The following is a 23126-nucleotide window of genomic DNA, read 5'->3' on the forward strand; positions in this document are numbered from 1 at the left end:
TTTTCAAGACAAATTTTAAAAATAAAATGTCAAAAAATTAACCAAAAGAAAAAAGACCTCTTAAAAAGAGGTCTCATAAAAGGGGGGGTTAATTGAGGTTTCAGATCTTTTAATCGATCTAAATATAGTATACACTATATTCATTAAATCTCAATTAAATGAATGTTGTTTTTCAATTAATTTATTACTCTTTTTAAAGTTTTTGTATTTAATATTCTTTATTTAGCGTATTTTATTGTTTGTACGAAAATTTTAGCTTCATAATTCTACATTCTATTTACAGTTTTTATTCCAAGAAGTTCTAACCCTTCTTTCAGTACAAATGCTGTTTTTTTAGCTAATAGAATTCTTGCATCCATTACTTGCTTATCTTCTTCCTTCAGGATGGAGCTTGAATTGTAAAAGCTGTTGAATAATTTTGCTGTATCAAATAAATAGTCAGCAATTATATTTGGACGGAAATTTTCGTAAGACTTGACAACTGCTTGCGGGAATTTAAGAAGTTCTGATGCTAATTCACGCTCAATTCCATCCATTTCATCTAAGACAATGTCCATATTTTCCACATTAATATTTTCTTCTTCCAATTTTCTGAAAATTGACATAATTCTAACATAGGTGTATTGTAAATAAGGACCTGTATTTCCTTCAAAGTTTAATACTTTTTCCCAAGTGAATGTAATATCAGATGTCCTGTTCTGGCTCAAGTCAAAATATTTTATAGCTCCGCTTCCAATAGTTTCAGCAATTTTTTCCTTTTCTTCTTCAGGAATATTAGGATTTTTTTCATCAATTACCTTTTTGACCTGCTTTTTAGCTTCATCCAGTAAATCCACAAGTCTTATTGTATTTCCACTTCTGGAAGAAAAAATTTGGTCTCCAAATCTCATAATTCCAAATACAATATGTGTTTTCTTGTAATCATAAGGTTCTCCTAGCATTTTTCCAATTTCAAAGACTTGTTTAAAATGATTCTGTTGCCTATCGTCAGTTAAGTAAACTGCTTCGTCTACTTTTAATTCATTTTTTCTAAATTTCATTGTAGCCAAATCTGAAGTTGTATATAAAAAACTTCCATCTTTTTTTTGAACAATAGCAGGCGGCAGCTTGTCATCTTCAAAAAATACAACTAATGCTCCCTGATCTTCCCTTGCAATATTTTTTTTCTTTAACTCTTCAAGAACAGAAGGCATCATATCATTGTAAAATGATTCGCCGTAATAATAATCAAAATTTACATCAAGCCTTTCATAAACTTTATTATATTCCTTCAATGAAATGTCAATAAATTCCTTCCACAATTTCTGATTATCTTCATTACCAAGCTGTAATTTTTTTAACTCTTCACGTGCCTCATCTTCCAAAGCGGGATCTTTTTTCGCTTTATCTGAAAACAGCACATAAATTCTTTCAAGTTCGCCAATTGGATCTTCTTCATATGCTTTTTTATCTAGCCAGTTTTTATAAGCTACAATAAGTTTTCCAAACTGTGTTCCCCAGTCGCCAATATGATTATCTGCCAATGTCTTGAATCCTAGAAAATTAAGAATTCTTTTAATTGAATCACCGATAATTGTACTTCTTAAATGTCCAATGTGCATTCTTTTGGCAATATTTGGAGAAGAATAATCGATAATTACAGTTTTATCGATATTCAGGAAAGAAAAATCGTATTTTTCATTTTCCAGCTTTTTTATTTCTTCATTAAGAAAACTATTTTTCAAAAAAATATTAATAAATCCCGGTCCTGCAACTTCCAATTTTTCAATAATATCATTTTTTTCAAAATTTTCGATAATTGTATTTGCAATTTCACGTGGATTTTTTCCGATTAATTTTGAGCTCATCATAGCAAAATTTGTTTGGAAATCTCCAAATTCTTTTTTTGTAGAATTTTGAATATCTATTTTCTCAATATAATCAGCACCAAAAATACGAGATATATTTTCTGAAAACAATTTTTTTAATTTTATTGTCAGTAATTCCATTATTTGAAATTTTTGTCCTTTCCTTTCATAAATTTACGTTAATTAACGGATAACGCATAATCCATATAAAAAATATTTACTCAAATATTATATAATAAATTTTGTAAAATTTGAAGTATTTATTTATTATTTATTAATATAATCAAAATAGATGAAATTATCATCTGTAACCATCATTTTTGTAATACTTCCGTTATCCAGCCTAAATTTCCAGTAACCGTCTAAATTTCCAAAAAGATAATGACTAATTAAAGACTGAATAACTCCAGCGTGTGCCATAACTAATATTTTTTTATTTTTATAATTTTCCTTTATTTCATCAATTTTTTTTACAACTCTTTTTTGCAAATCAAATAAGCTCTCTCCACCATCTGTCTTAAAATATCGCCAGTTATTTTTCATTTCATCAATGTAATGCGGAAATTCATTTTCAATTTCCGTATATGTTTTTCCCTCAATATTTCCAAAATTAAGCTCCCTTAATCTTTCGGAAAAAATTTTTTCAATATTTTTTTCAACTTCCAGCAATTCCAAACTTTCTTTACATCTTTTCAAATCACTTGAAAATACAATATCAATATTTTTATTTTCTTTCATTTTTTCCAAATTTATTTTAGTATTTTTTAACTGCCAAAGCCCATTTTCATTTAATCCTGGGTTCAAATGCCCATAGTATAGTCGTTTTTTATTGCAATCCGTTTCGCCGTGCCGTATAAATAAAATTTCTGTCATTAAACCTTCTCCTTTTTAAATTTTAAAGTTAAATTGATAAACAAATCTATTCTATCATTTTTACTAAAAAAAATCACACTATTTTTAATTCAGGAAAAAAGATTATTAGGATAAATGCCCTTGTTTTTCTATTTATAATGTGGTATTCTATTCTCATCAAAAAACTAACGGAAGGAGATGGAATGAATATGTGGTTTCCATTATTTGTAAATTTAGAAAACAAAAAAATTCTGGTGATTGGCGGGGGAAAAATTGCATACAAGAAAATTACTAAAATTTTAGAATATAGTGCAAACGTTACAATTGTTACTGAAAAAATTGAAGAAGAAAAACTGCTTCAGCTGGAAAATGTGAAAATTGTAGATAATAAAAGAATTGAAAATGATAAGGATACAATAGAAGAGCTTGTAAAAGATTATTTTCTCGTCATTGCAGCTACAAATGATGAAGAACTAAATGAAAATATTGCTAAAATTTGCGATTCACGTGGAATCTTAATAAATAATATATCTTCAAAAACTGAAATGAATGCAATGTTTGGAGGAATTGTAAAAAATGATGAATTTCAAATTGCAGTTTCAACAGGCGGAAAAAATTGCAGACGTTCACGTGCTATGAAAAGCGAGATTCAAAAGATTCTGGATAAAATAGAAAAATAAAATGAAAAAAGGTGAAACAGTAATGTTTAAAAGACATAGAAAATTACGTAAAAATGAAGTGATAAGAAATCTTGTAAAGGATGTTTACATTGCAAAAGAAGATTTGATTTATCCTATTTTCATTGAAGAAGGTGAAAATATTAAAAACGAGATTCTGTCAATGCCTGGAATTTTTAGATATTCAATTGACAGGCTTTCGGAGGAACTGGATGAGCTGGTAAAATTGGGAATAAATTCGATTTTGCTTTTTGGGATTCCAAAAAATAAGGATACCTGTGCGACAGAGGCTTATAATGAGAATGGTGTTATCCAAAATGCAGTCAGATTTATAAAGAAAAAATATAATAATTTTCTTGTAATCTGCGATATTTGCTGCTGTGAATACACAAGCCACGGACATTGCGGGATACTTGATGAAAATGGATATGTAAAAAATGATGAAACATTGGAAGTTTTGGCAAAAACAGCACTTTCTTATGCAAGAGCAGGAGCAGATATTGTGGCTCCTTCTGATATGATGGATGGACGTGTAGAAAAAATTTCCAAAGTTCTAGCTGAAAATAATTTTGAAAATATTCCAATAATGGCATATTCAGTAAAATATTCATCGGCATTTTATGGACCGTTTCGAGATGCAGCAGATTCCGCTCCTCAGTTTGGCGACAGAAAATCGTATCAGATGAACTTTCAATATTCAAAGGATGCAATAGATGAAGTTGTTGAAGACTTACGACAAGGAGCGGATATTATAATTGTGAAACCTGCGATGGCGTATCTTGATGTAATAAAAAAAGTAAGTGATAAATTTGAAATTCCAATCGTGGCTTACAGTGTTTCAGGCGAGTATTCAATGGTAAAGGCGGCAGCTCAAAATGGCTGGATTGATGAAATGAAAATTGTAATGGAGCAGATGTATGCGATGAAAAGGGCTGGAGCAAATGCAATTATTACATATTATGCTAAAGAAGTAGCCAAATTTTTGGAAAATTCTGAAAACTAAAAAATAAATAATAAAAAAGAAAAGGTAAAAAATATGAAAATAGTAATAGTAGGTGCAGGTGTTGTTGGAGAATCACTCTGTAGTGAATTATCAGAAGAAGGAAATGATGTTATACTGATTGAAAAAGAAGAGAAAGTATTAAATAAACTTGTGGAAACTTACGATATAACGGGGCTTGTAGGAAATGGAGCTTCCTATGAAACATTGCTTGAAGGAAATGCTGATACTGCTGATATTTTTATTGCGGCAACAGAATCAGATGAATTGAATATAATTTCTTCAATTATTGCAAAAAAAATTGGATCAAAATATACAATAGCAAGAGTAAGAAATCCTGAGTACAGTTCAAATATGCAGTTCGTAAGGGAAGATCTGGGAATTTCGCTTATGTTAAATCCTGAATTTGAATCAGCGAAAAATATTGCTAATAAACTGATGTTCCCAGTGGCATTGAGCGTGGAAAACTTTTTTGGACAAAAAGCAAATTTTATTTCAATAAGAGTCGAGAAATATAGTTTCTTGAATGGAGCACAGTTAAAAAAACTTGAATTTGATCCACAAGACAAAGTAATAATTTGCACCGTCAAAAGAGGTGACCAAATATTTATACCAAGCGGAGATTTTACAATTCTGGAAGGAGATATAATATATATTGCGGGTTCTATAAATTCGGTACGTAAATTTTATGATAGAATCGAGAAAAGAAATTTAAAAATAAATTCTACAATGCTTATCGGTGGCGGAACAATTACTCACTATTTAATTGGAAAACTTCTGGAAAATAAAAATAAAGTCAAGGTTATTGAAAATGAGCCAGTGAAAGCCGAGAAATTGAGCGAGGCATATTCAAAAGCCATCGTAATACAAGGAGATGAAGCAGATCAGGAATTTTTAATTCAAGAAGGTATAAAAAATTACGATGCTGTTGTAATTATTACTGATAGTGATGAGGAAAATGCAGTTATTTCAATGTTTGCAAATTCTATAACAAATGCTAAGTTAATTACGAAGATGAATAGAACTTTATTACTTCCTATATTGGAAAATAATACAGAAACATCAATAGTTGTACCAAAAAAAGTCATTTCTGATATGATAATTAGTGTTGTAAGATCAAGAACGAATATGCGAAGTTCTACAATGAGCTTATTGTATAGATTGGAAAATAAAGTGGAACTTATTACATTTGAGATTAATAAAAATAGTATTGCCATTGATATTCCATTGAAAGAATTAAAGATAAAAAAAGGTACATTAATTGCAAGTATATTGAGAAATGGAAAAATGATTTTCCCAGGTGGAAATGATATGATAAAAATTAATGACAGTGTGATGATAGTTTCAACAATTCCTTCAATAGAAGATTTTGACGAAATACTTGAGCGAATTTAAGGAGTAGACAATGAATAAAAAAATGATAAGTTTCATAACTGGAAGAATACTTATACTAGAAGCTGGTCTAATGATCTTGCCTTTAATTATAAGTTTTCTTTACAATGAAAATGCGAAATATAAAATCGCATACGGGACTGTAATACTGATGCTTCTGGCAACAGGCTTCCTTCTTTCGGCAAAAACTCCAGAAGAAACTTCAATTCAAGGAAGAGAAGGATATATAATAGTGTCTTTATCGTGGATTCTGATGTCTATGTTTGGAGCACTACCCTTTGTAATTACAAAGGAAATACCATCGTTTATAGACGCTTTTTTTGAAATTGTGAGCGGTTTTACAACAACTGGTTCAAGCATAATAACAGACCTTAGCAAAATTAGCCATTCTAATTTATTTTGGCGAAGTTTTACCCATTTTGTTGGTGGAATGGGAGTGCTAGTTTTGGCACTTGCAATTTTCCCAAGCTCTGCGACTTCAGTTCACGTAATGAAAGCCGAAGTTCCAGGACCAACATTTGGAAAATTGGTTTCAAAATTGTCAACAACAGCGAGAATGCTTTATAAAATTTACATTGTAATGACAATAGTTTTAATAATTTTACTAATGTTTGGCGGATTAGATTTGTTTGAATCTTCACTTCTTGCATTTGGTACGGCTGGAACAGGTGGATTTGGAGTGAGAAATGGAAGCATTCTGCCGTATAATAATCCTTATATTGAAATAGTTCTGGGAATTGGAATGATTGTTTTTGGAGTAAACTTTAATATTTATTATTTTATTTTAATTGGAAAAGTAAAGGATGTATTAAAAAATGAGGAATTACGATATTATTTGCTAATAGTTTTTGGAGCGATTACGCTAATAGTTCTGAATATTTGTAAAACATACACTTCGCTTGCTCATTGTATAAGGGATGTGTTCTTTTCAGTTTCTTCTGTTATTACTACAACTGGATATTCTACAGCCGATTTTGGAAAATGGCCTTTATTTTCACAAGTAATATTGCTGATTTTAATGTTTTTTGGAGCGTGTGCAGGCTCTACTGCTGGAGGTCTGAAAATATCAAGAGTAGTGCTGATGATAAAAATCTATTTTGCAGAAATAATTCAAATGATAAGCCCAAACCGTGTAATTGCAATAAAATCTGACGATAAACCTGTAAACGTGAAAATGCAAAAAAGTATTGCAGTATATTTTCTAATTTACTCACTTGTTTTCGGAGGAATTTTACTAATAATTTCTTATTCAGTAGATGATTTTATGACAGCATTTAGTGCGGTTGCGGCAACTTTTAATAATATCGGGCCTGGACTGGGAAAAGTTGGACCTGCATTCAGCTTTGCTGAATTAAATAATTTTTCAAAAATAGTTTTAAGCTTTGGAATGCTTGCAGGAAGGCTTGAAATTTTTCCAATGCTAATATTGTTTTCACCAACAACTTGGAAATTAAAATAAATTTTTTAAAGCAAGGGATTTTTATTGTTCCCTTGTTTTTTATTTTTCAAAAATATAGGATAATATCAGTTTTTACTATTTTTGTTATGTTTTTTCTTTTTTTTTCGCAGGATTGCTCATTGCCGCAAATCCTGCACCTATAGCTAGACTACGACTTTTATTTGCCCAACTACGAAACTCCTCCTTATAGTCGTCAAACAGTCGTAGTTGAACAAATAAAAGCTCCGTCGGTTTATTAAAACAAAAAAATTATATTTAATTATTTTGAAATACTCTTATCCTTTGTTGGAAAAATTTGTAATAAATTCGTTATTTAAATGGGGCTTAGTATTAATTTTAGATACAAATATAATTTGGAGCAAAAAAATCTAAATTATCTGATTAATTCAAACCCTTATGTATAATTTATAAAATATATGATTGAAATAAATAAAATAAATTTTTTTTATCGAAAATAAAAGAAAAAAAAGTAAAAATATTCAAAAAACTGGCTATTTATCAAATTATATATTTTATATATGAAACTTGAAAAACACAAAATATTGTGTTATCATTATATCATAAAAACAATATATAGTGTTCCAAGCTAAAATAATGCTTGGATTATTAATAATAAAAAGGGACTTGGGAATTGATGGTTTGCAAAAAAAAAATGATAAAAGAAAGTGCAGGAATAAGGGAGGAATTGAAATGCAACCACAATTAACAGAAAATTTAAGAGAAATAATATCAGGAATAGTAAATGTTGAAAGTAACGACACGTGTAATGAAAATGCCAATATGTCGTCAATGACACCAGCGGGACAAATGATGAAATTTGCAAGTGAAGTTTCTAAAATTTACGCTTTGGAAAATTTAGTTTCACCGAAATTTAAAGAAGCTCATGAAAAGGGGCTTATCCACATTCACGATTTGGATTTTTATTCCAGCAAAACTACAACTTGTTTGCAATATGACTTGGCGGATATGTTTGAACACGGCTTCTACACAAAACACGGCTATATCCGTGAAGCACAAAGCATTTCAACTTATGCCACACTTGCAACTATTATTTTTCAAACTAATCAAAATGAACAGCATGGTGGTCAAGCGATACCAGCATTTGATTTTTATATGGCAAAAGGTGTTTTAAAATCGTTTAGACGACATTTAAGAAGAAGAATTTTGAGCTTTGTGGAAATTAAAAATGGAGTAGAAATTACAAAGGAATATGAAAATAATGCAAAGGAATTTTTATTAAAAAATATTTTTTCAATAAAATGCAGTGAAAATGAAATAAAATTGCTTGAAGAAAATTTTGGAATAAATAAAAATGACTTGATAAAATTATTGCTGGAAGCCTACGAAGACACTAAAAATGAAACTTATCAGGCAATGGAAGGATTTTTACATAATCTTAACACAATGCACTCACGTGGCGGGAATCAAGTTGTCTTTTCTTCAATAAATTATGGAACAGATACTTCAGAAGAAGGGCGAATGGTTATTCGTGAGCTTTTAAAGGCGACTTCCAGCGGACTTGGGAAAAGCGAAACTCCTATTTTTCCAATACAGATTTTTAAAGTAAAAGAAGGGCTTAATTATACAGAAAATGACTATAATTTGGCACAAAGTGATTTTGATACCGCTTTGGAAAGTGTAAAAAATCAAAAAATTTCTTATGAAAATGATTCTGAAAATGAAAAAATAAAATTTGAGGCACCAAATTTTGACTTGTTATTATTATCTTGTGAAACTTCAAGCAGAAGATTATTCCCAAATTTTGTATTTTTAGATTCTGAATTTAATAAGCATGAAAAATGGCGAATTGACGACCCAGAACGATATAAATATGAAATTGCAACAATGGGCTGCCGAACACGTGTTTTTGAAAATATAAATGGAGAAAAAAGCAGTCTTGGGCGTGGAAATTTGTCATTTACAAGTATAAATTTCCCGAGAATTGCAATAATAACTAGAAAAAATGTGGAAAAAGAAATTGCAGAAATGGAAAAGGCTGGAAAATTTTTAAATGAAGAAGAAAAAAATAATAAAAAAATTGAATTATTGACAAAGGAATTTCAAGAAAAAGTACTGGAAACTACACATCTTGCAGGAGAACAGCTTTATGAGCGTTACAATTTCCAAAAAACAGCTTTGGCAAAACAATTTCCATTTATGCGAAGTAATAACTTGTGGAAAGGACTTGGTGTAAAAGACGGAAATGAGGAAGTGAGAGAAGCGATAAATTCAGGCTCGCTTTCAATAGGCTTTGTAGGCGGAGCAAATGCTATGTATGCTTTGTTTGACGCAGAACATGGAACAAGCGAAATTGCTTACAAGGTGCTTTATGACACGATTAAAAAAATGGGATTTGTTGCAGATGAGTTTAGGGAGAAATATCATTTGAACTATTCGATTTTAGCGACTCCAGCAGAAAGTTTGGCAGGAAGATTTTTACGTATTGATAGAAATGAGTTTGGAGTAATCAAAAATGTGACAGACAGGGATTATTACGTAAATTCATTTCACATTGACGTAAAAAAGGAAATCAGTCTTTTTGATAAAATAAGAAAAGAGGCACCGTTTCATAAATTGACAAAAGGTGGGCATATTACTTATGTGGAACTGGATGGGGAAGCACGTAAAAATATGGGTGTTATGCTAAAAATTGTGAAAGTGATGAAAGATACTGGAATTGGATATGGTTCGATAAATCATCCTGTTGACAGATGCAGAGATTGTGGAACGGAAGCAATAATTTATGACAAATGCCCGATTTGCGGAAGCCATAATATTTCCAGAATTAGAAGAATAACAGGCTATTTAACTGGAGATTTGGATAGCTGGAACAGTGCAAAACAAGCTGAAGAACACGACAGAGTAAAACATGGGGTAAAATAACTTTGAAATTTGTGAGAAACAGAAAAGAGGTAATTTAAAGTGAAAAAAGTCGAAGTCAAAAAAACATCAGAAAAAAATTTAAAAAATGATTTTACATTAAGACTTTTAATGACTTATAAAGAAACAATTGTTGATGGTATTGGACTTCGCTATTCACTTTATTTTGCTGGCTGTTCTCACGCCTGTCCTGGTTGCCATAATGAATATTCATGGAATCCAAAGCATGGAAATATATTAACTTATGAAAAATTAGAAGAAATTGCAAAAGAAATAAATGAAAATACGTTACTTGACGGAATTACAATAAGTGGTGGAGATCCACTTTTTAATCCAGTGGAGATGCTAAAAGTGCTAAAATTTTTGAAGGAAAAAACGAAAAAGAATATATGGCTTTATACGGGATATACGCTGGAGCAGGTACGGGAAGATGAATTACGGAGAAAATGCCTTGAGTATGTGGATGTTTTAGTGGATGGGCGATTTATAAAGGAGTTGTATGATCCTAATTTGAAATTTAGAGGGAGCAGTAACCAAAGAATTATTAAAAAAGAATATTTTTTTATTTGATTTTGAAAATAAATATTTTTAGTTTAGGGAACTTTTGCAATAAAGTTGTTTTTTTCAGCTAAAAAATAAAGTTATGGTTGTAAAAATTATAAAAAAATGATAAAATACGAAAAGTATGTTGATTTGGAAGTTATAATTTTAGTAAATATAAAAATAAATTAGGAATTGTAACTATATAGATAAATTGTTATACAATTAAAAAAATGGAGGAGTAAAATGACAGAATTGGAAAAATCAAAGGCGATTATTCAATATATTGCTGATGCCAAAAAGACAACGCCTGTGGAACTTTATACAGATGAAGAAATAAAAAATTCTTATTCTTGTAAAGTAATTGGAAAAGACGGCTTAAAAGTTGTATTTGGCGATTGGGAAGAAATTGAGAAAATTATTAATGAAAATAATTTGACTAATTATTACTTGAAAAACGATAGAAAAAATTCTGGTGTGCCTATGCTTGACATTAAAAATATTAATGCAAGAATTGAACCAGGAGTCTTTATACGTGATAAAGTAAGCATTGGAGACAGAGCCGTTATTATGATGGGTGCTGTAATAAATATTGGTGCTGAAATTGGTGAAGGGACAATGATTGATATGAACGTTGTACTTGGTGGACGTGCGAAAGTTGGAAAAAATTGTCACATTGGAGCAGGAGCAGTGCTTGCAGGAGTTATTGAGCCGCCATCAGCAGATCCAGTAGTTATTGAAGATGACGTTGTTGTTGGAGCAAATGCAGTTGTGCTGGAAGGCGTGAGAGTAGGAAAAGGCTCGGTTGTCGCAGCTGGGGCAATTGTTACGGAAAATGTGCCTGAAGGTGTAGTTGTAGCTGGAACGCCTGCAAAAATTATAAAAGGCGTGGATGCAAAAACTGCTTCAAAGACAGAATTAGTTGATGCACTGAGAAATATTTAATATTTTTTATAAAAAATCAGATAAAAAAGACATTATTAAAATTTTTTACACAACTTTATAAGTGAAATCAAATTTAGAAATGATAAAATATTTCATAAATAATAAATACCTTGATTTAAAAAGGAAAAAATAATTAGGAGGAAAAATGAAGAAATTATTACTAATAGGAGCAATCTTAGTAACAGGAGCAATTTCATTCGCTGATTCAAAATCAGATTATGAAAATGCGGTAAAATTAGGGCAACAGAAAAAAATTACAGAAGCTGTAAAAGTTCTAGAAGGATTAGCAAAAGGAACTGATACTTACGCACAAAAAGCAAATCTTGAATTAGGTGCATATTATTTACAAAACAATGATGTAAACAAAGCTAAACCTTATTTACAAGCTGCATGGGGAAATGGACAATCTACAACTCCTGAAGCTGTAGAAGCAGCAAGATTATTATATTTAGTAGGAATTCAACAAAAAAATAAAGCTGAAGCTGAAAAATATATTCTTTGGACAGATGAAAAATCTGGAGGAAAAAGTGCAGATGTTACATCAAGTTTAATTATTTTCTATTTTGACAATAATGAACAATCAAAAGGAACAGCAAGATATAATAAAGCAGTGCAATCTTCAGATAAAAACTTCGTAGCAGAAGTAAATTATAACATCGGACAATATTACTTGACAAACAATAAGGCAGCACAAGCTAAACCATACTTACAAAAAGCTTACACAGGAGCAACTGACCGTGTAAATGGAGCAGGAATTTTATTAGCGGAAATCGCTTTATCTGAAAAAAATCCTACACAAGCTGAAAAATACTTATTAGAAATGAATACCGCAGCAAAAAGTAAAAATGCACAAATTTTAGGAATGTTAGGAACTTTTTATTTACAACAAAATAATCTTACAAAAGCTGAAGAATATTTAACAAAAACAATATCTGTAGAACCTAAAAATACAAGTGCAAAAGTATTATTACTAGGAATTTACGAAACTCAAAATAACGCTACAAAAGTAAATTCAATTTACAACCAATTAAAATCAGCTGCACCAAAAGAAGCTAATAGACAAATTGGAACTTATTTTGCAAATATCGGAGCAACAGCTTTATCTGAAAAATATTTACAAAAAGCAATAAATGAAGATAAAGACAACAATGCAAAAGTTATTTTAGGACAAGTTTATGCAGGACAAGGTAAAAAAGATGAAGCAGTTAAAATTTTACAAGAAGCTGTAAAAAGTAAAGTAAATGGAGCATCAGAAATTTTAAAACAAGTTCAAGCAATGAAATAATAAATTTTAAGAAATAAAATCATATAATTAGGCAATACTCTCCTACTTTAAAATGTTGTGAGATAATTGCCTATTTTTTTAAGAAATTTAATTTACATAAGGAAGTGAGAACAATAAAAACAAATAAAAAATTACTAATATTAAGCTTAATTCTAGGCAGCTTCACATTAAATGCCGCTAAAACAACCTCAACATACACTATTAAAAAATCTACTAATACAAATATTAATACAAACATAAAAAATACTGCAAATAGCAGTATAAATAAACCAAATAATCAAAACACCAAAGCAAATAATGAAACTATTATTCCCAAAGGATTAAAGCCTGGAGATACCATTGGACTAATTGCACCTGCAAATTATGCTAACGAAAACAGTGCCGCAGAAGTTGAATATTTAAAGAACCGTGGTTTCAATGTCGTTTATGGTCAATCATACTATTCTAAATGGCATGGATTTGGAGGAACTGACAGCGTAAGGGCAAAAGATATAAATGATATGTTTGCAAATCCAAATATTAATGCGATTTTTGCTGTACGTGGTGGATATGGTGGAATTAGAATAATAGATAAATTAAATTATGATGTAATTAAAAAAAATCCTAAAATTATTTCAGGATTTAGTGACAATACGACATTATTACTGGCAATTAACGAAAAAACTGGACTTGTAACATTTCACGGTCCTATGGCAGATAATTTGAAAAATATCCCGTCTATTACTGAAAATTCTTTTAACAAGACATTTATGAGTAACCAGCCATACAACCTACTGGAATTTGAAAATACATATTCAATTATGAAAAATGGACGTGGGAATGGAAAAATTACTGGCGGAAACTTATCGTTAATAGTAGCAACTCTTGGAACAGATCATGAAATTAATACAGATGGAAAAATATTATTTATTGAAGAAGTGAACGAACCAAGCTATCGTGTAGATAGAATGTTACAGCAATTAAAATTGGCAGGGAAATTTGATAAGTTGCAAGGAATTATTATAGGAAACTTTAGAAATCCAAAACAGTCTGATCCGACAGATATGACTATTGATGAAGTTTTTTATGACGTTTTTGGGAAATTAAACATTCCGATTATAAAAGATTTCAAATCAGGACACGTAAGACCTTTTATTGCAGTGCCAATTGGAGCAAATGCAACAATGGATACTTATAAAAAGCAGATTATAATTGAAAAATCAACAAAATAAGAATCTATATAAAATTCAATTTTCATATTTATATATTTTTTCAAATAATTTTAAAAAAAACTTGTTTTTAAAACGATTTAGGAGTAAAATATAATAGAAGGAAAAGAAGATAATAAAAAACAAAAAAGAAATTCGGATTTCTTGGGAAATTAAATGATAATGTAAACTTTGGGAAGAGATGGTTTTTGGCCATCTCTTTTTTTAAATAACTTTTTTTACTTATTTACTGTATTTGTTATTTTCCAAAACTCTATCCAAAATCACAATCGCCGTAGCCGCCTCCAATACAGGAACTACTCTTGGCACTATTATTGGATCATGTCTTCCTTTCACTTCCAAAATATCATTTTGTTTTGTTTCAAGATTTACAGTTTTTTGTGCTTTTTCTATTGAAGCTGTAGGTTTTATTGCCACTTTAAATGAAATTGGCATTCCAGTCGTTATTCCACCTATGATTCCACCGTTATTATTTGTAAATGATTTTATATTACCTTTTTCATCATAAAACATTTCATCATTTGCTTCGTATCCTGTCATTTCTGTAATTCCGAAGCCTGCTCCGAATTCTATTCCCTTTGTAGCTGGCACCGAGAAAATCATTCTTGAAAGCTCGCTTTCCATTGATTCAAAATACGGATCTCCTATTCCCGCAGGAAGTCCTGTAACCATAAGTTCCACAATTCCACCAAGTGAATTCTTTTCTTCCCTAGTTTTTTCCACAACCTTTTCAATTTTTTCCACAATTTCCTCATTCAAGACAGGTAAAGTCATATTTCTAAGTTTATCAATATTTTCCTGTGTAATATCACTTTCCACAAAGTCCCTGTCTTCAATATCCTTTACTGATTTGATATGTGCCGCTATCAAAATCCCCTTTTCCTTTAAAATTTGCTTTGCAATCGCCCCAGCAAATACCAATGAAGCTGTTATTCTCCCAGAAAAATGCCCACTTCCACGAATATCGTTAAAACCGTTATATCTGTTAAATCCGCTCCAATCTGCATGTCCTGGTCTTGGCTTTCTTTTCAATTCGCTGTAATCCTTTGAACGCTGGTTTGAATTTCTAATAATCATTGCAAGTGGTGTTCCAGTTGTTTTTCCATCAAAAAAGCCGCTCAAAATTTCAAATTCATCCTTTTCCACTCTAGGCGTTGTCAATTTAGATCTTCCTGGCGCTCTTCTCCTCATTTCCTGCGAGATAAATTCCAAATCCAGTTCAGTTCCTGCTGGAATTCCATCAATATTTATTCCTAATGCACTACCATGCGATTCTCCAAAAATCGAAATTTTATAATTTTTTCCAAAATTTGCTGCCATTTTCTTACTCCTTCTATTTTATGCAAATCATAATAAAAAATGATTTTTATCTTTTAACAATTTTTCTTTAATATATTTTAAAATATTCCACAATACTTTAAAAATTTAATTTTTAACTTTATATCCATTTTTAATAATATCAATCTTTATTTGCAACTTTTAAGATTGAAAACTCTATTTTTCAGCCTTTACTAAATCTTTATAATTTTTAACTTTTGTTTTTTCTTCTTTTGAAAGTAAATTATATAATTTACGAACCATTTCCACATATGATTTTTTCGTATATTTTTCGCCAGTTCTCTTATTCAATACTATTTTTTCAGCGTTCGGAATATCACTTATCAATTTACTCACAATAATATAAGGTTTCCAATCTTCTGTGTAAATATCACTTTTTCCATTAGGCGTATATTGAGCTGTGTTCAATTCAGCAGTCCCAGATCCTTTTTTAATATTTCCATTTTTATCACGACCAAGCCATTTATTTTTTAACTGTTCCACTTTTCCACGAGCTTGAGCAGTTTCCCGTCTTTGCTCAAATAGCCACTCAAAAGGATAATCTATTTGATACCCATATTTCCAAGTTGACATATGCGATCCCTTGCTAAATTCTCCCCAGTTAATTCCAGTACCTGGTTTTGTATTATCATGGGTTGTCATTTTTTTATCAATTTTATTTTGCTCTTCAACAGAAAGATAAGGATCCCATTCGTCATGAGCAATTTCAATTCCTACAGCCTTAAAATATTCCTGAATTGCTTTCCATAAACTTGTTGCCATCAAATCATTTGAAGCTGTATGAACCAATATATTATCATCAGAAATCATATAATACCAATTTTGATAATTCTTTTTATCAAGTCCAAATCCATTAAAACTAATCGAATCATTTTGTGGTGAACGAGCTGGCGCACCATTATTTTGAAAATCTTTATTATAATTATTAGACCATTGAGAGCCTAAAATTGCCACTCCCGCAAAAAAATTATCTCTTTGTGCCGCCATATCTAAAAGAAGCATTCCTCCCATAGATTGACCTGTTCCATAAATACGGCTTTCATTAATATATCCTTTATATTCCTTCAAAACAGAATCCAAAAGTTCCCAAATTGCTGGATTTTCTTCGCTCGAAGAAACAACATCATTAGTAGAACGACGATTTTCTTCAACTTGTGGAACAATGATTATTGCTGGATTTTTCTCTTGAAGTTCTTTACTTGCCATTTTTACAGACGCTTTTGAAGAAGTTAGTGAAGCCATTGGATCAGTATCATTTGCTCCTGCGTGTTCCATATGAAGTACAACCGAAATATTTCCTTTATTTTTTTCTAAAATTTCTTTATTTGGAACATAAATTGCATAAGGCATTTCAAAATCCTCATATTTTCCAGTATATTCACTATATGCCTTAGTAGCTTTAAATCCTCCATTTCCAATATAATGTATTTTCCATCCACTATTTTTGTCAAATTCCGGCAAGATAATTTTATTTTTATCTGCTGTAATTACTGTTTTTGTAACAGTTTCTCCTGTTGGTCTTGTCTGTGTTTCTTCTGATAAAGTATAATTTGAAACTTCTTTTGTTCCTGCAGTAATTTTTCCATTTTTCCCAGTAATTTCCCCTATCTGTTTTACACCGGCCATCATTGTACTTGTATAGGATAAATTCTGTCCCATAAGCACATATTCTGTATTCACTTCAATAATTACATATTTTCCTTCTTTAGTACCACCATTTTTAGAAATTTCTGGCTTATCATTGACATAAATTTTCGTAATTTTCCCTTCATTCCCTTTCGTACCATCTCTATCAATTTCTATCGTTTTCTCAAAACCATCTTTTTTCTCGCTGTAAATCGCATAATTTGTAATCTCATAATCATTTTTATCTACAGAATCTGCCTTAATATCCTGATTATACTCAACAATAATTGCTGAAGTTTTCGCACCTTCCAAATCAACAAACCCATAAGATTTTACATCCATAATAGCGCTATCAGCAGAAATTGATTTTACTATTTTACTTTTACTTGTAGTTTTTGCAACAGAAATCGTACTAAACCCCATTCCTGCTAAGAATAAAGCCATCAGTCCAAAGTAGAATTTCTTTTTATAATTTAATTTCATGAATTTTCCTCCATTTTTTATTTCTAAATTCTACTTCTCAATAACTTCAATCTCTCCACCCATTTTCACAAAATCATCCCAGAAATGCGGATAAGATTTTCTGACACTTTCAGCCTCTTCCAGAATTATTTCCTTTTCACATCTTGTCGAAGCAATCGCAAGCGACATTGCAATTCTGTGGTCATTCCATGCATTCACTGTAACTCCGCCTGTAAATCCCTCTACACCTTGAATAATTAAACTGTCCCCTTCCTCAACCACATTCGCTCCAAGTTTATTCAGTTCAGTCTTTATTGAAGTTATTCTATCCGACTCCTTTATTCTAAGTCTTTCTCCATTAATAATCCTAGTTTCCCCTTCACTCAAGGCTCCTAATACTGTCAAAATTGGCCCAATATCAGGACATTGCGAAATATCAATTATTGTTCCTTTAGTTTTAGAAGGTTTCACAAGTACATAATCATCGAAAATCTTAAGATTTGCTCCCATTCTAGTCACAATCTCAATAATTTCCCTGTCACCTTGCAACGAATTTTTATTCACATGTAGACATTTTATTTCGTTATCCTTATTAGCCGAAATTATTCCAGCTACAATCCAAAACGCCACTTGTGAATAATCCCCCTCAACAGTATAATCAAACGGCTTATAAATCTGATTTCCCTTTATATCAAAACTCTTATAGTTATTGTTCACAATCTGAATTCCTGCCAGTTTCAATATTTCCAATGTCAAATCAATATATCCCTTAGACTCCAAATTCTTATTAATAGTCAGCTTTGAATCTCCGTCCAAGAGTGGCAAGGCATACAAAAGTCCAGTAATAAACTGTGAACTTATATTCCCATCAATTTCATAATTTCCTGCCTTCAATTTTCCATTCACTGTAAGCGGCAATTTTCCATTCTCATTTTTATACAAAATTCCCTGTTTATCAAAAATCCTATAATACGAGTCAAGCGGTCTGTCCACCAGCTTCCCCTTTCCATCGAAAATCAGCTCATTTTCATCTGTAATCCCAATCGGTATCAAAAACCTGATTGTAGATCCCGACTCATTACATTGCACATACTTATCCTTCGGAACAACTTTCCCATCATTCCCGATAATCTCAAGAGCACTCTCAAATCTCTTAATTTTCGCTCCCCAATTTTCCATAATATCCGTTGTTGTCGTAATATCCACAGAAAACTTTAAATTATCAATCGTTGACTTTTTCCCGCTTTCAGCTAATGCCGCTGCAATCACCGCCCTGTGTGAATAACTTTTAGATGGTGGTATTTCTATTGTTCCGTTTAATATGCTTGGTTTTATTTTTATTTTCATGTTGTATTTCCTTCTATTTTTTTATTTATTTTTTATATATTTTTCAAAAATTTCTGAACACATTTCAATACTATTTTCTTTTTTTGTATTTAAATATTCTAATCCTATTTTTTCTAAAATTTCTTTTTTTGGAAATAATAAATTTTGAAATTCATAAGAATTTAAAGTATGACTTCCATTTATCATTCTATAATAATTATCAAACTGCTTTGAATTTAAGACACAAAATACTCCATAAAATATAAAATCACTGACATTATTATCAAAAAATTCGATATATGCTAAATTATTATCTAATGCTATATACTCTATATCAAAAATTCCATCATATAATACAGGCTTTATTAATTTTTTTTCTTCTTTTCCAGAATTTTTATTTAAAATTATATATCTTTTATTTTTTAAAAATAAATTTTGTGTTTCTTCATTATAGAAGATGCTTATACTCTTATTTTTCTTTTTATCTAAATCCTCATATTCAATCCTCTCATTTTTTAAATGCTTAGGTACAAGTAAAGGAACTTGTTTTTTTTCTTTATTAAATTTTTCTGAACTTAAATTTTTTTTATCTACTCTAAATTGTACTACTTTTCCTGGATGAAAAGAAAAAACATTATTTTTTACAAAAATTTCATTGATACTCTTTATAAAATTACTTTCTTCTCTATTTCTCGGTGATAATAAAATATTATTTTTTCTTTTTAGAAATAATATTTCTCTATCTAATTCGAAGGGCTTACTACCATTATAAGAAATTTTTATATTTTTATGTTTTCTTTTTTCAATTTGAGTTATACAAATTTCTTGAATAATATTTTTAAAAATTTTCTTTCTTTCATCAAATAAATGAAGTCTAGTTAAACTATAATTATTAAACAAAAATTTTCTTAAATTTTCTGTATACTTTCCTGATAAAAAATTTTTGGGAGAGATCGTAAATAAAATACCTTTTTCATCTAATAATTTTAAACTTTTTATAATAAATAAGTGATATAAATTTGCCTGTCCATTAATATATTTTGTTATTTCTCCATCATATTTTACTTTTTCTTCTTTTTTTATTTTTTTAAATGGAGGATTCTGTACAATAAAATCATATTTTCTTTTAATTTCATAATTTAAATAATTCCCAATAATATAATTTACTTCAACTAAATCATTTAAATTATTTTTTTCTAAAAATTCTTTCATTATGATTTTACAATTTTCTATACATTTTTCATCTATATCTATCATATCCACTTCTATTTTATTTATTCTCTTATTAGAATCACTACTTATCTCAACTATTTTTTCTAACAAATTTATTGTAAGTATTCCAAATCCACAACTTGGATCCAATATTTTTATATTTTCTTTTTCAAACTTTTTATTCAAATGCTTTAAGTCATCAACTAGTTTCTGAGATATTGCTATTGGAGTAAAAAATTGTGATTTTTCTTTTATAATTTCATTATCTATATTTTCAAAAAAATTATTGTATAATTCTTCATATTTTTTATAATTTTTTGTTAATTCTTCCTTTTCTATTAAATAATAAGGTATTTTTGAAATAAAAGCATTTTTTAATACTAATAAAATTGCACTTTCTTTATCTAAAGTATCTAAAACATATTTTTCAAATTTTTCTTTATCTATATTTTCATTAATTTCAAAAGCTCCATGAACATATTTATTTCTTTTTTGATAAATTTTATTCATATGAACTATTAAATCTCCGTATGTTAAAAGATTAGAATCTTTTTTAAGTATATCATTTTTTTCAAAATCATTATTTAACTTTAATAACCTATACATTTCATCTACTTCTAATTTTAGTTCTTTTATCATCTTTGATAAATTTCCAATTGATTTATTATTTTGAATAATTCCATCTTTTTCCTTTTCAGTTTTCATGAAAATATCACAATATATTGTTATCAATTTTGTTGTAAATTTTTCATATATCGAACTTATTATTGCAAGTCCAGATATTAACTTCAATAACTTTTCTTCGTTTAAACTAGTCTCTAAAAAAAATTCTTCTCTTTTAATAAAATTAAATATTTTTTCTTGATAATCCAATATTTCCTGCAAAATAACAATTTTCTTATTCATTTAAAATTTCCTCCACATATTTGTGAGCTTCTTCTAATCTTCTTAGAGCAGGTGGATTATTTAATCCCCTTGAACGGTAAAATTGCTCATAAGTTTTATCAAACATCTTTTTAAAATTTTCTTCAGTTAAATAATCCTTATTTTTAAAATAAATAAACGATGCAATTTCAAAATATTGATTTATAAATATTCCAATGTTTTTTTGTTTTTCTTTATTATATTTTTTAAATTTAAATTTTTCACATAACTTCAAAAATTCTTTATAACTTTCTAATATATTAATTAATTTTTTTATATCTACATATTCTGTATAATCATCTAATAATAATTCAAATGTTTTTCTATTATTTGTATTTTCTTGTTTTTCATTAAATATTTTTATAAATTTTTTGTATTCACTAATCAAAGAAAATTCTAAAAATAATTCCATATCTTTTCTACTTTTTATATCTTTTTCAGTTAAAAAATTAAGTTCTATTTCCTCATATTTTTTAATTAATTCTTTATATTTTTTATCTCCTCTTAGTGATAGTATATTACTTCTTATTTCTTGAGATTCTAAGGGGATTCCACCAGTATTTAATCTTTTAAATGTTTCATATTTTATGTGTGATTTTAATGTTTTTAAATTCATAAATAACAATGTTGAACTTTCAAATATAAACCCCATATTTGTTTTTTCTATATCATCCCAACTTAATCCATTTAATTCAAATAATATATCAGCTCCCTCTATTCTTTTTAATTTTTCAGAATTTTTATTATCCTTTAATTTCCCTACAAATTCTAAAATAGTAGAAATTCTTTGTAATCCGTCTATTATTTCATACTTCAAATTATAATCTTCATCTTCTTCTTTTATAGCAAATATTGCTGGAACTGGCATTCCAAGTATTAAAGATTCTATAAATCTAGATTTTTTTTCATTATTCCATTTATAGGTTCTCTGATATTCAGGAGTTATATTTATTCTTCCTTGTTCATAATTTCTTATTATTTCTCCTACACTTAAAATTACCGTTTCTACTGTAGCATCTTGTTTTTTTACTTTCCAACTTTCATATAATTTTTTTATATTACTCTTCATCTTTTTCATCTCCAATCTCAGTTATATTCATAATATTCAAATTATGGCTTTTTATGTTTAACTCACATTTTTCAAGCAACATTCTAGAATCTTTTTTGATTATATATTTTAAAATTTTTATTAGGGCGTGTCTGAAAACTCAAAATCAATAATATTTTTAATGATTATCAAATAATATACCCATAATCAATGAGTTGAAACATTGCTCTCAGTCTGATACAATAAAAGAAAAGCACAGGAGGCTTCTATCATGCAAAGAAGATATGAAATATCAGATGAACAGTGGAATAAAATAAAGCATATGTTTCCCAAAGCTAAGACAGGACGTCCAGGCAAGGATTTACGCCTGATGTTTAATGCTGTGCTATGGATTGCCTGCAGCGGTGCACCTTGGAGAGACCTTCCTAAACGTTTCGGTTCATGGAAGACGGTCTATTCTCGTTTCTGCAAATGGCGTGACGAGGGGACTCTGCTTAAAATATTTGAGCATTTAAGGGAAGATGCCGACTATGAGAACTTGAGCATTGACTCTACAGTAGTTAAAGCCCACCAGAACAGTGCAGGAGCTAAAAAAGGGCAAAAGATTCAGAAGTGAATCAGCACATCGGGAGAAGCTCAGGTGGAAGGACAACTAAGATCCATGCAGTTGTTGATGGACTTGGAAATCCGCTGTATATAAAACTTAGTGCAGGACAGATTCACGATAGTACGCAAGCAATTAAAATATTGTCGCAGCTAAGCATAAAAGACAGCAACATACTGGCAGACAAGGCATACGGAACAAAGGAAGTTCGGGAGTACATAAGAAAACACGGGGAAGAATGTGTAATACCTCCGAAGTCCAATGCAGTAGATAAATGGGAATGCGATTACCATATCTACAAGGAAAGACATCTTGTGGAATGTTTTTTCAATAAGCTTAAACAGTTCCGCAGAATAGGGACACGCTATGATAAGCTGGCAAGCACATTTATAAATTTTATTTATATAGGATGCATAATAATTTTAATAAAATAAATTTAAGTAATCATTAAAAATATCATTGATTTTGAGTTTTCAGACACGCCCTAAATAAAAATGCTCC

At 29.6% G+C, this 23126-nt stretch carries 17 protein-coding genes; 10 read left to right on the forward strand and 7 right to left on the reverse strand.

What is annotated here, in order from left to right; all coding sequences use genetic code 11:
- Positions 1–266: 266 nt before the first annotated feature.
- Together argS and LEBU_RS09800 are read right to left on the reverse strand one after the other, a co-directional pair.
- Positions 267–1988 (reverse strand): arginine--tRNA ligase, encoded by a 1722-nt coding sequence (argS, locus tag LEBU_RS09795; protein WP_015770177.1) that lies wholly within the window; start codon positions 1986–1988, stop codon positions 267–269.
- A 126-nt stretch (positions 1989–2114) separates the two neighbouring features.
- Entirely contained in the window at positions 2115–2720 is a 606-nt protein-coding gene (locus tag LEBU_RS09800) for a histidine phosphatase family protein (protein WP_015770178.1), read from the reverse strand.
- Between the two features lie 182 nt (positions 2721–2902).
- Between LEBU_RS09800 and LEBU_RS09805 the strand changes: the two genes are divergently transcribed.
- The 9 genes from LEBU_RS09805 (at position 2903) to LEBU_RS09845 (ending at position 14088) form a co-directional block, all read left to right on the forward strand.
- Positions 2903–3379, forward strand: coding sequence for a precorrin-2 dehydrogenase/sirohydrochlorin ferrochelatase family protein (locus LEBU_RS09805; RefSeq protein WP_015770179.1), 477 nt, complete (start codon positions 2903–2905; stop codon positions 3377–3379).
- 22 nt (positions 3380–3401) lie between these two features.
- Positions 3402–4379, forward strand: coding sequence for a porphobilinogen synthase (gene hemB / locus LEBU_RS09810; RefSeq protein ID WP_041761015.1), 978 nt, complete (start codon positions 3402–3404; stop codon positions 4377–4379).
- A gap of 33 nt (positions 4380–4412) precedes the next feature.
- Entirely contained in the window at positions 4413–5771 is a 1359-nt protein-coding gene (gene trkA, locus LEBU_RS09815; protein WP_015770181.1) for a Trk system potassium transporter TrkA, read from the forward strand.
- A 10-nt stretch (positions 5772–5781) separates the two neighbouring features.
- Positions 5782–7227, forward strand: coding sequence for a TrkH family potassium uptake protein (locus tag LEBU_RS09820; RefSeq protein WP_015770182.1), 1446 nt, complete (start codon positions 5782–5784; stop codon positions 7225–7227).
- A 690-nt stretch (positions 7228–7917) separates the two neighbouring features.
- Complete coding sequence (locus LEBU_RS09825) at positions 7918–10110, forward strand: anaerobic ribonucleoside triphosphate reductase (protein WP_203415698.1); 2193 nt, start codon at positions 7918–7920, stop codon at positions 10108–10110.
- A gap of 39 nt (positions 10111–10149) precedes the next feature.
- The gene (gene nrdG / locus LEBU_RS09830; RefSeq protein WP_015770184.1) at positions 10150–10677 is read left to right on the forward strand and encodes an anaerobic ribonucleoside-triphosphate reductase activating protein; all 528 of its coding nucleotides are present in this window, start codon (positions 10150–10152) and stop codon (positions 10675–10677) included.
- Positions 10678–10893: 216 nt separating this feature from the next.
- Positions 10894–11592: a 2,3,4,5-tetrahydropyridine-2,6-dicarboxylate N-acetyltransferase gene (gene dapD / locus LEBU_RS09835; RefSeq protein WP_015770185.1), complete on the forward strand. Its 699-nt coding sequence runs from the start codon at positions 10894–10896 to the stop codon at positions 11590–11592.
- A 145-nt stretch (positions 11593–11737) separates the two neighbouring features.
- Positions 11738–12877 carry a tetratricopeptide repeat protein gene (locus tag LEBU_RS09840; protein ID WP_015770186.1) on the forward strand — a complete coding sequence of 380 codons (1140 nt, stop codon included), beginning with the start codon at positions 11738–11740 and terminating at the stop codon, positions 12875–12877.
- Between the two features lie 104 nt (positions 12878–12981).
- Positions 12982–14088 carry a S66 peptidase family protein gene (locus tag LEBU_RS09845; protein WP_015770187.1) on the forward strand — a complete coding sequence of 369 codons (1107 nt, stop codon included), beginning with the start codon at positions 12982–12984 and terminating at the stop codon, positions 14086–14088.
- Positions 14089–14307: 219 nt separating this feature from the next.
- Here the strand turns inward: LEBU_RS09845 and aroC are convergent, their stop codons facing one another.
- The 5 genes from aroC to LEBU_RS09870 all read right to left on the reverse strand — a co-directional run bounded on the left by aroC (position 14308) and on the right by LEBU_RS09870 (position 22042).
- Positions 14308–15405 (reverse strand): chorismate synthase, encoded by a 1098-nt coding sequence (aroC, locus tag LEBU_RS09850; RefSeq protein ID WP_015770188.1) that lies wholly within the window; start codon positions 15403–15405, stop codon positions 14308–14310.
- Positions 15406–15579: 174 nt separating this feature from the next.
- Positions 15580–17532, reverse strand: a complete 1953-nt coding sequence (locus LEBU_RS09855) for a hypothetical protein (protein ID WP_015770189.1) — start codon at positions 17530–17532, stop codon at positions 15580–15582.
- 30 nt (positions 17533–17562) lie between these two features.
- On the reverse strand, positions 17563–18858 hold the full coding sequence (gene aroA, locus LEBU_RS09860) for a 3-phosphoshikimate 1-carboxyvinyltransferase (protein WP_015770190.1): 1296 nt from the start codon (positions 18856–18858) through the stop codon (positions 17563–17565).
- Positions 18859–18879: 21 nt separating this feature from the next.
- Positions 18880–20955 carry an Eco57I restriction-modification methylase domain-containing protein gene (locus LEBU_RS09865; protein WP_015770191.1) on the reverse strand — a complete coding sequence of 692 codons (2076 nt, stop codon included), beginning with the start codon at positions 20953–20955 and terminating at the stop codon, positions 18880–18882.
- On the reverse strand, positions 20948–22042 hold the full coding sequence (locus LEBU_RS09870) for a DUF262 domain-containing protein (protein ID WP_015770192.1): 1095 nt from the start codon (positions 22040–22042) through the stop codon (positions 20948–20950). The genes LEBU_RS09865 and LEBU_RS09870 overlap by 8 nt, the downstream gene beginning before the upstream one ends.
- Before the next feature lie 250 nt (positions 22043–22292).
- On the opposite strand from LEBU_RS09870, the gene LEBU_RS11790 reads away from it, so the two are divergent.
- A protein-coding gene (locus LEBU_RS11790) for an IS5 family transposase (protein WP_238974481.1) occupies positions 22293–23059 on the forward strand; the annotation gives its coding sequence in 2 pieces (ribosomal slippage) (positions 22293–22617 and positions 22617–23059; 768 coding nt in all).
- Positions 23060–23126 lie beyond the last annotated feature (67 nt).

This window comes from Leptotrichia buccalis C-1013-b (assembly GCF_000023905.1).
GTDB lineage: Bacteria > Fusobacteriota > Fusobacteriia > Fusobacteriales > Leptotrichiaceae > Leptotrichia > Leptotrichia buccalis.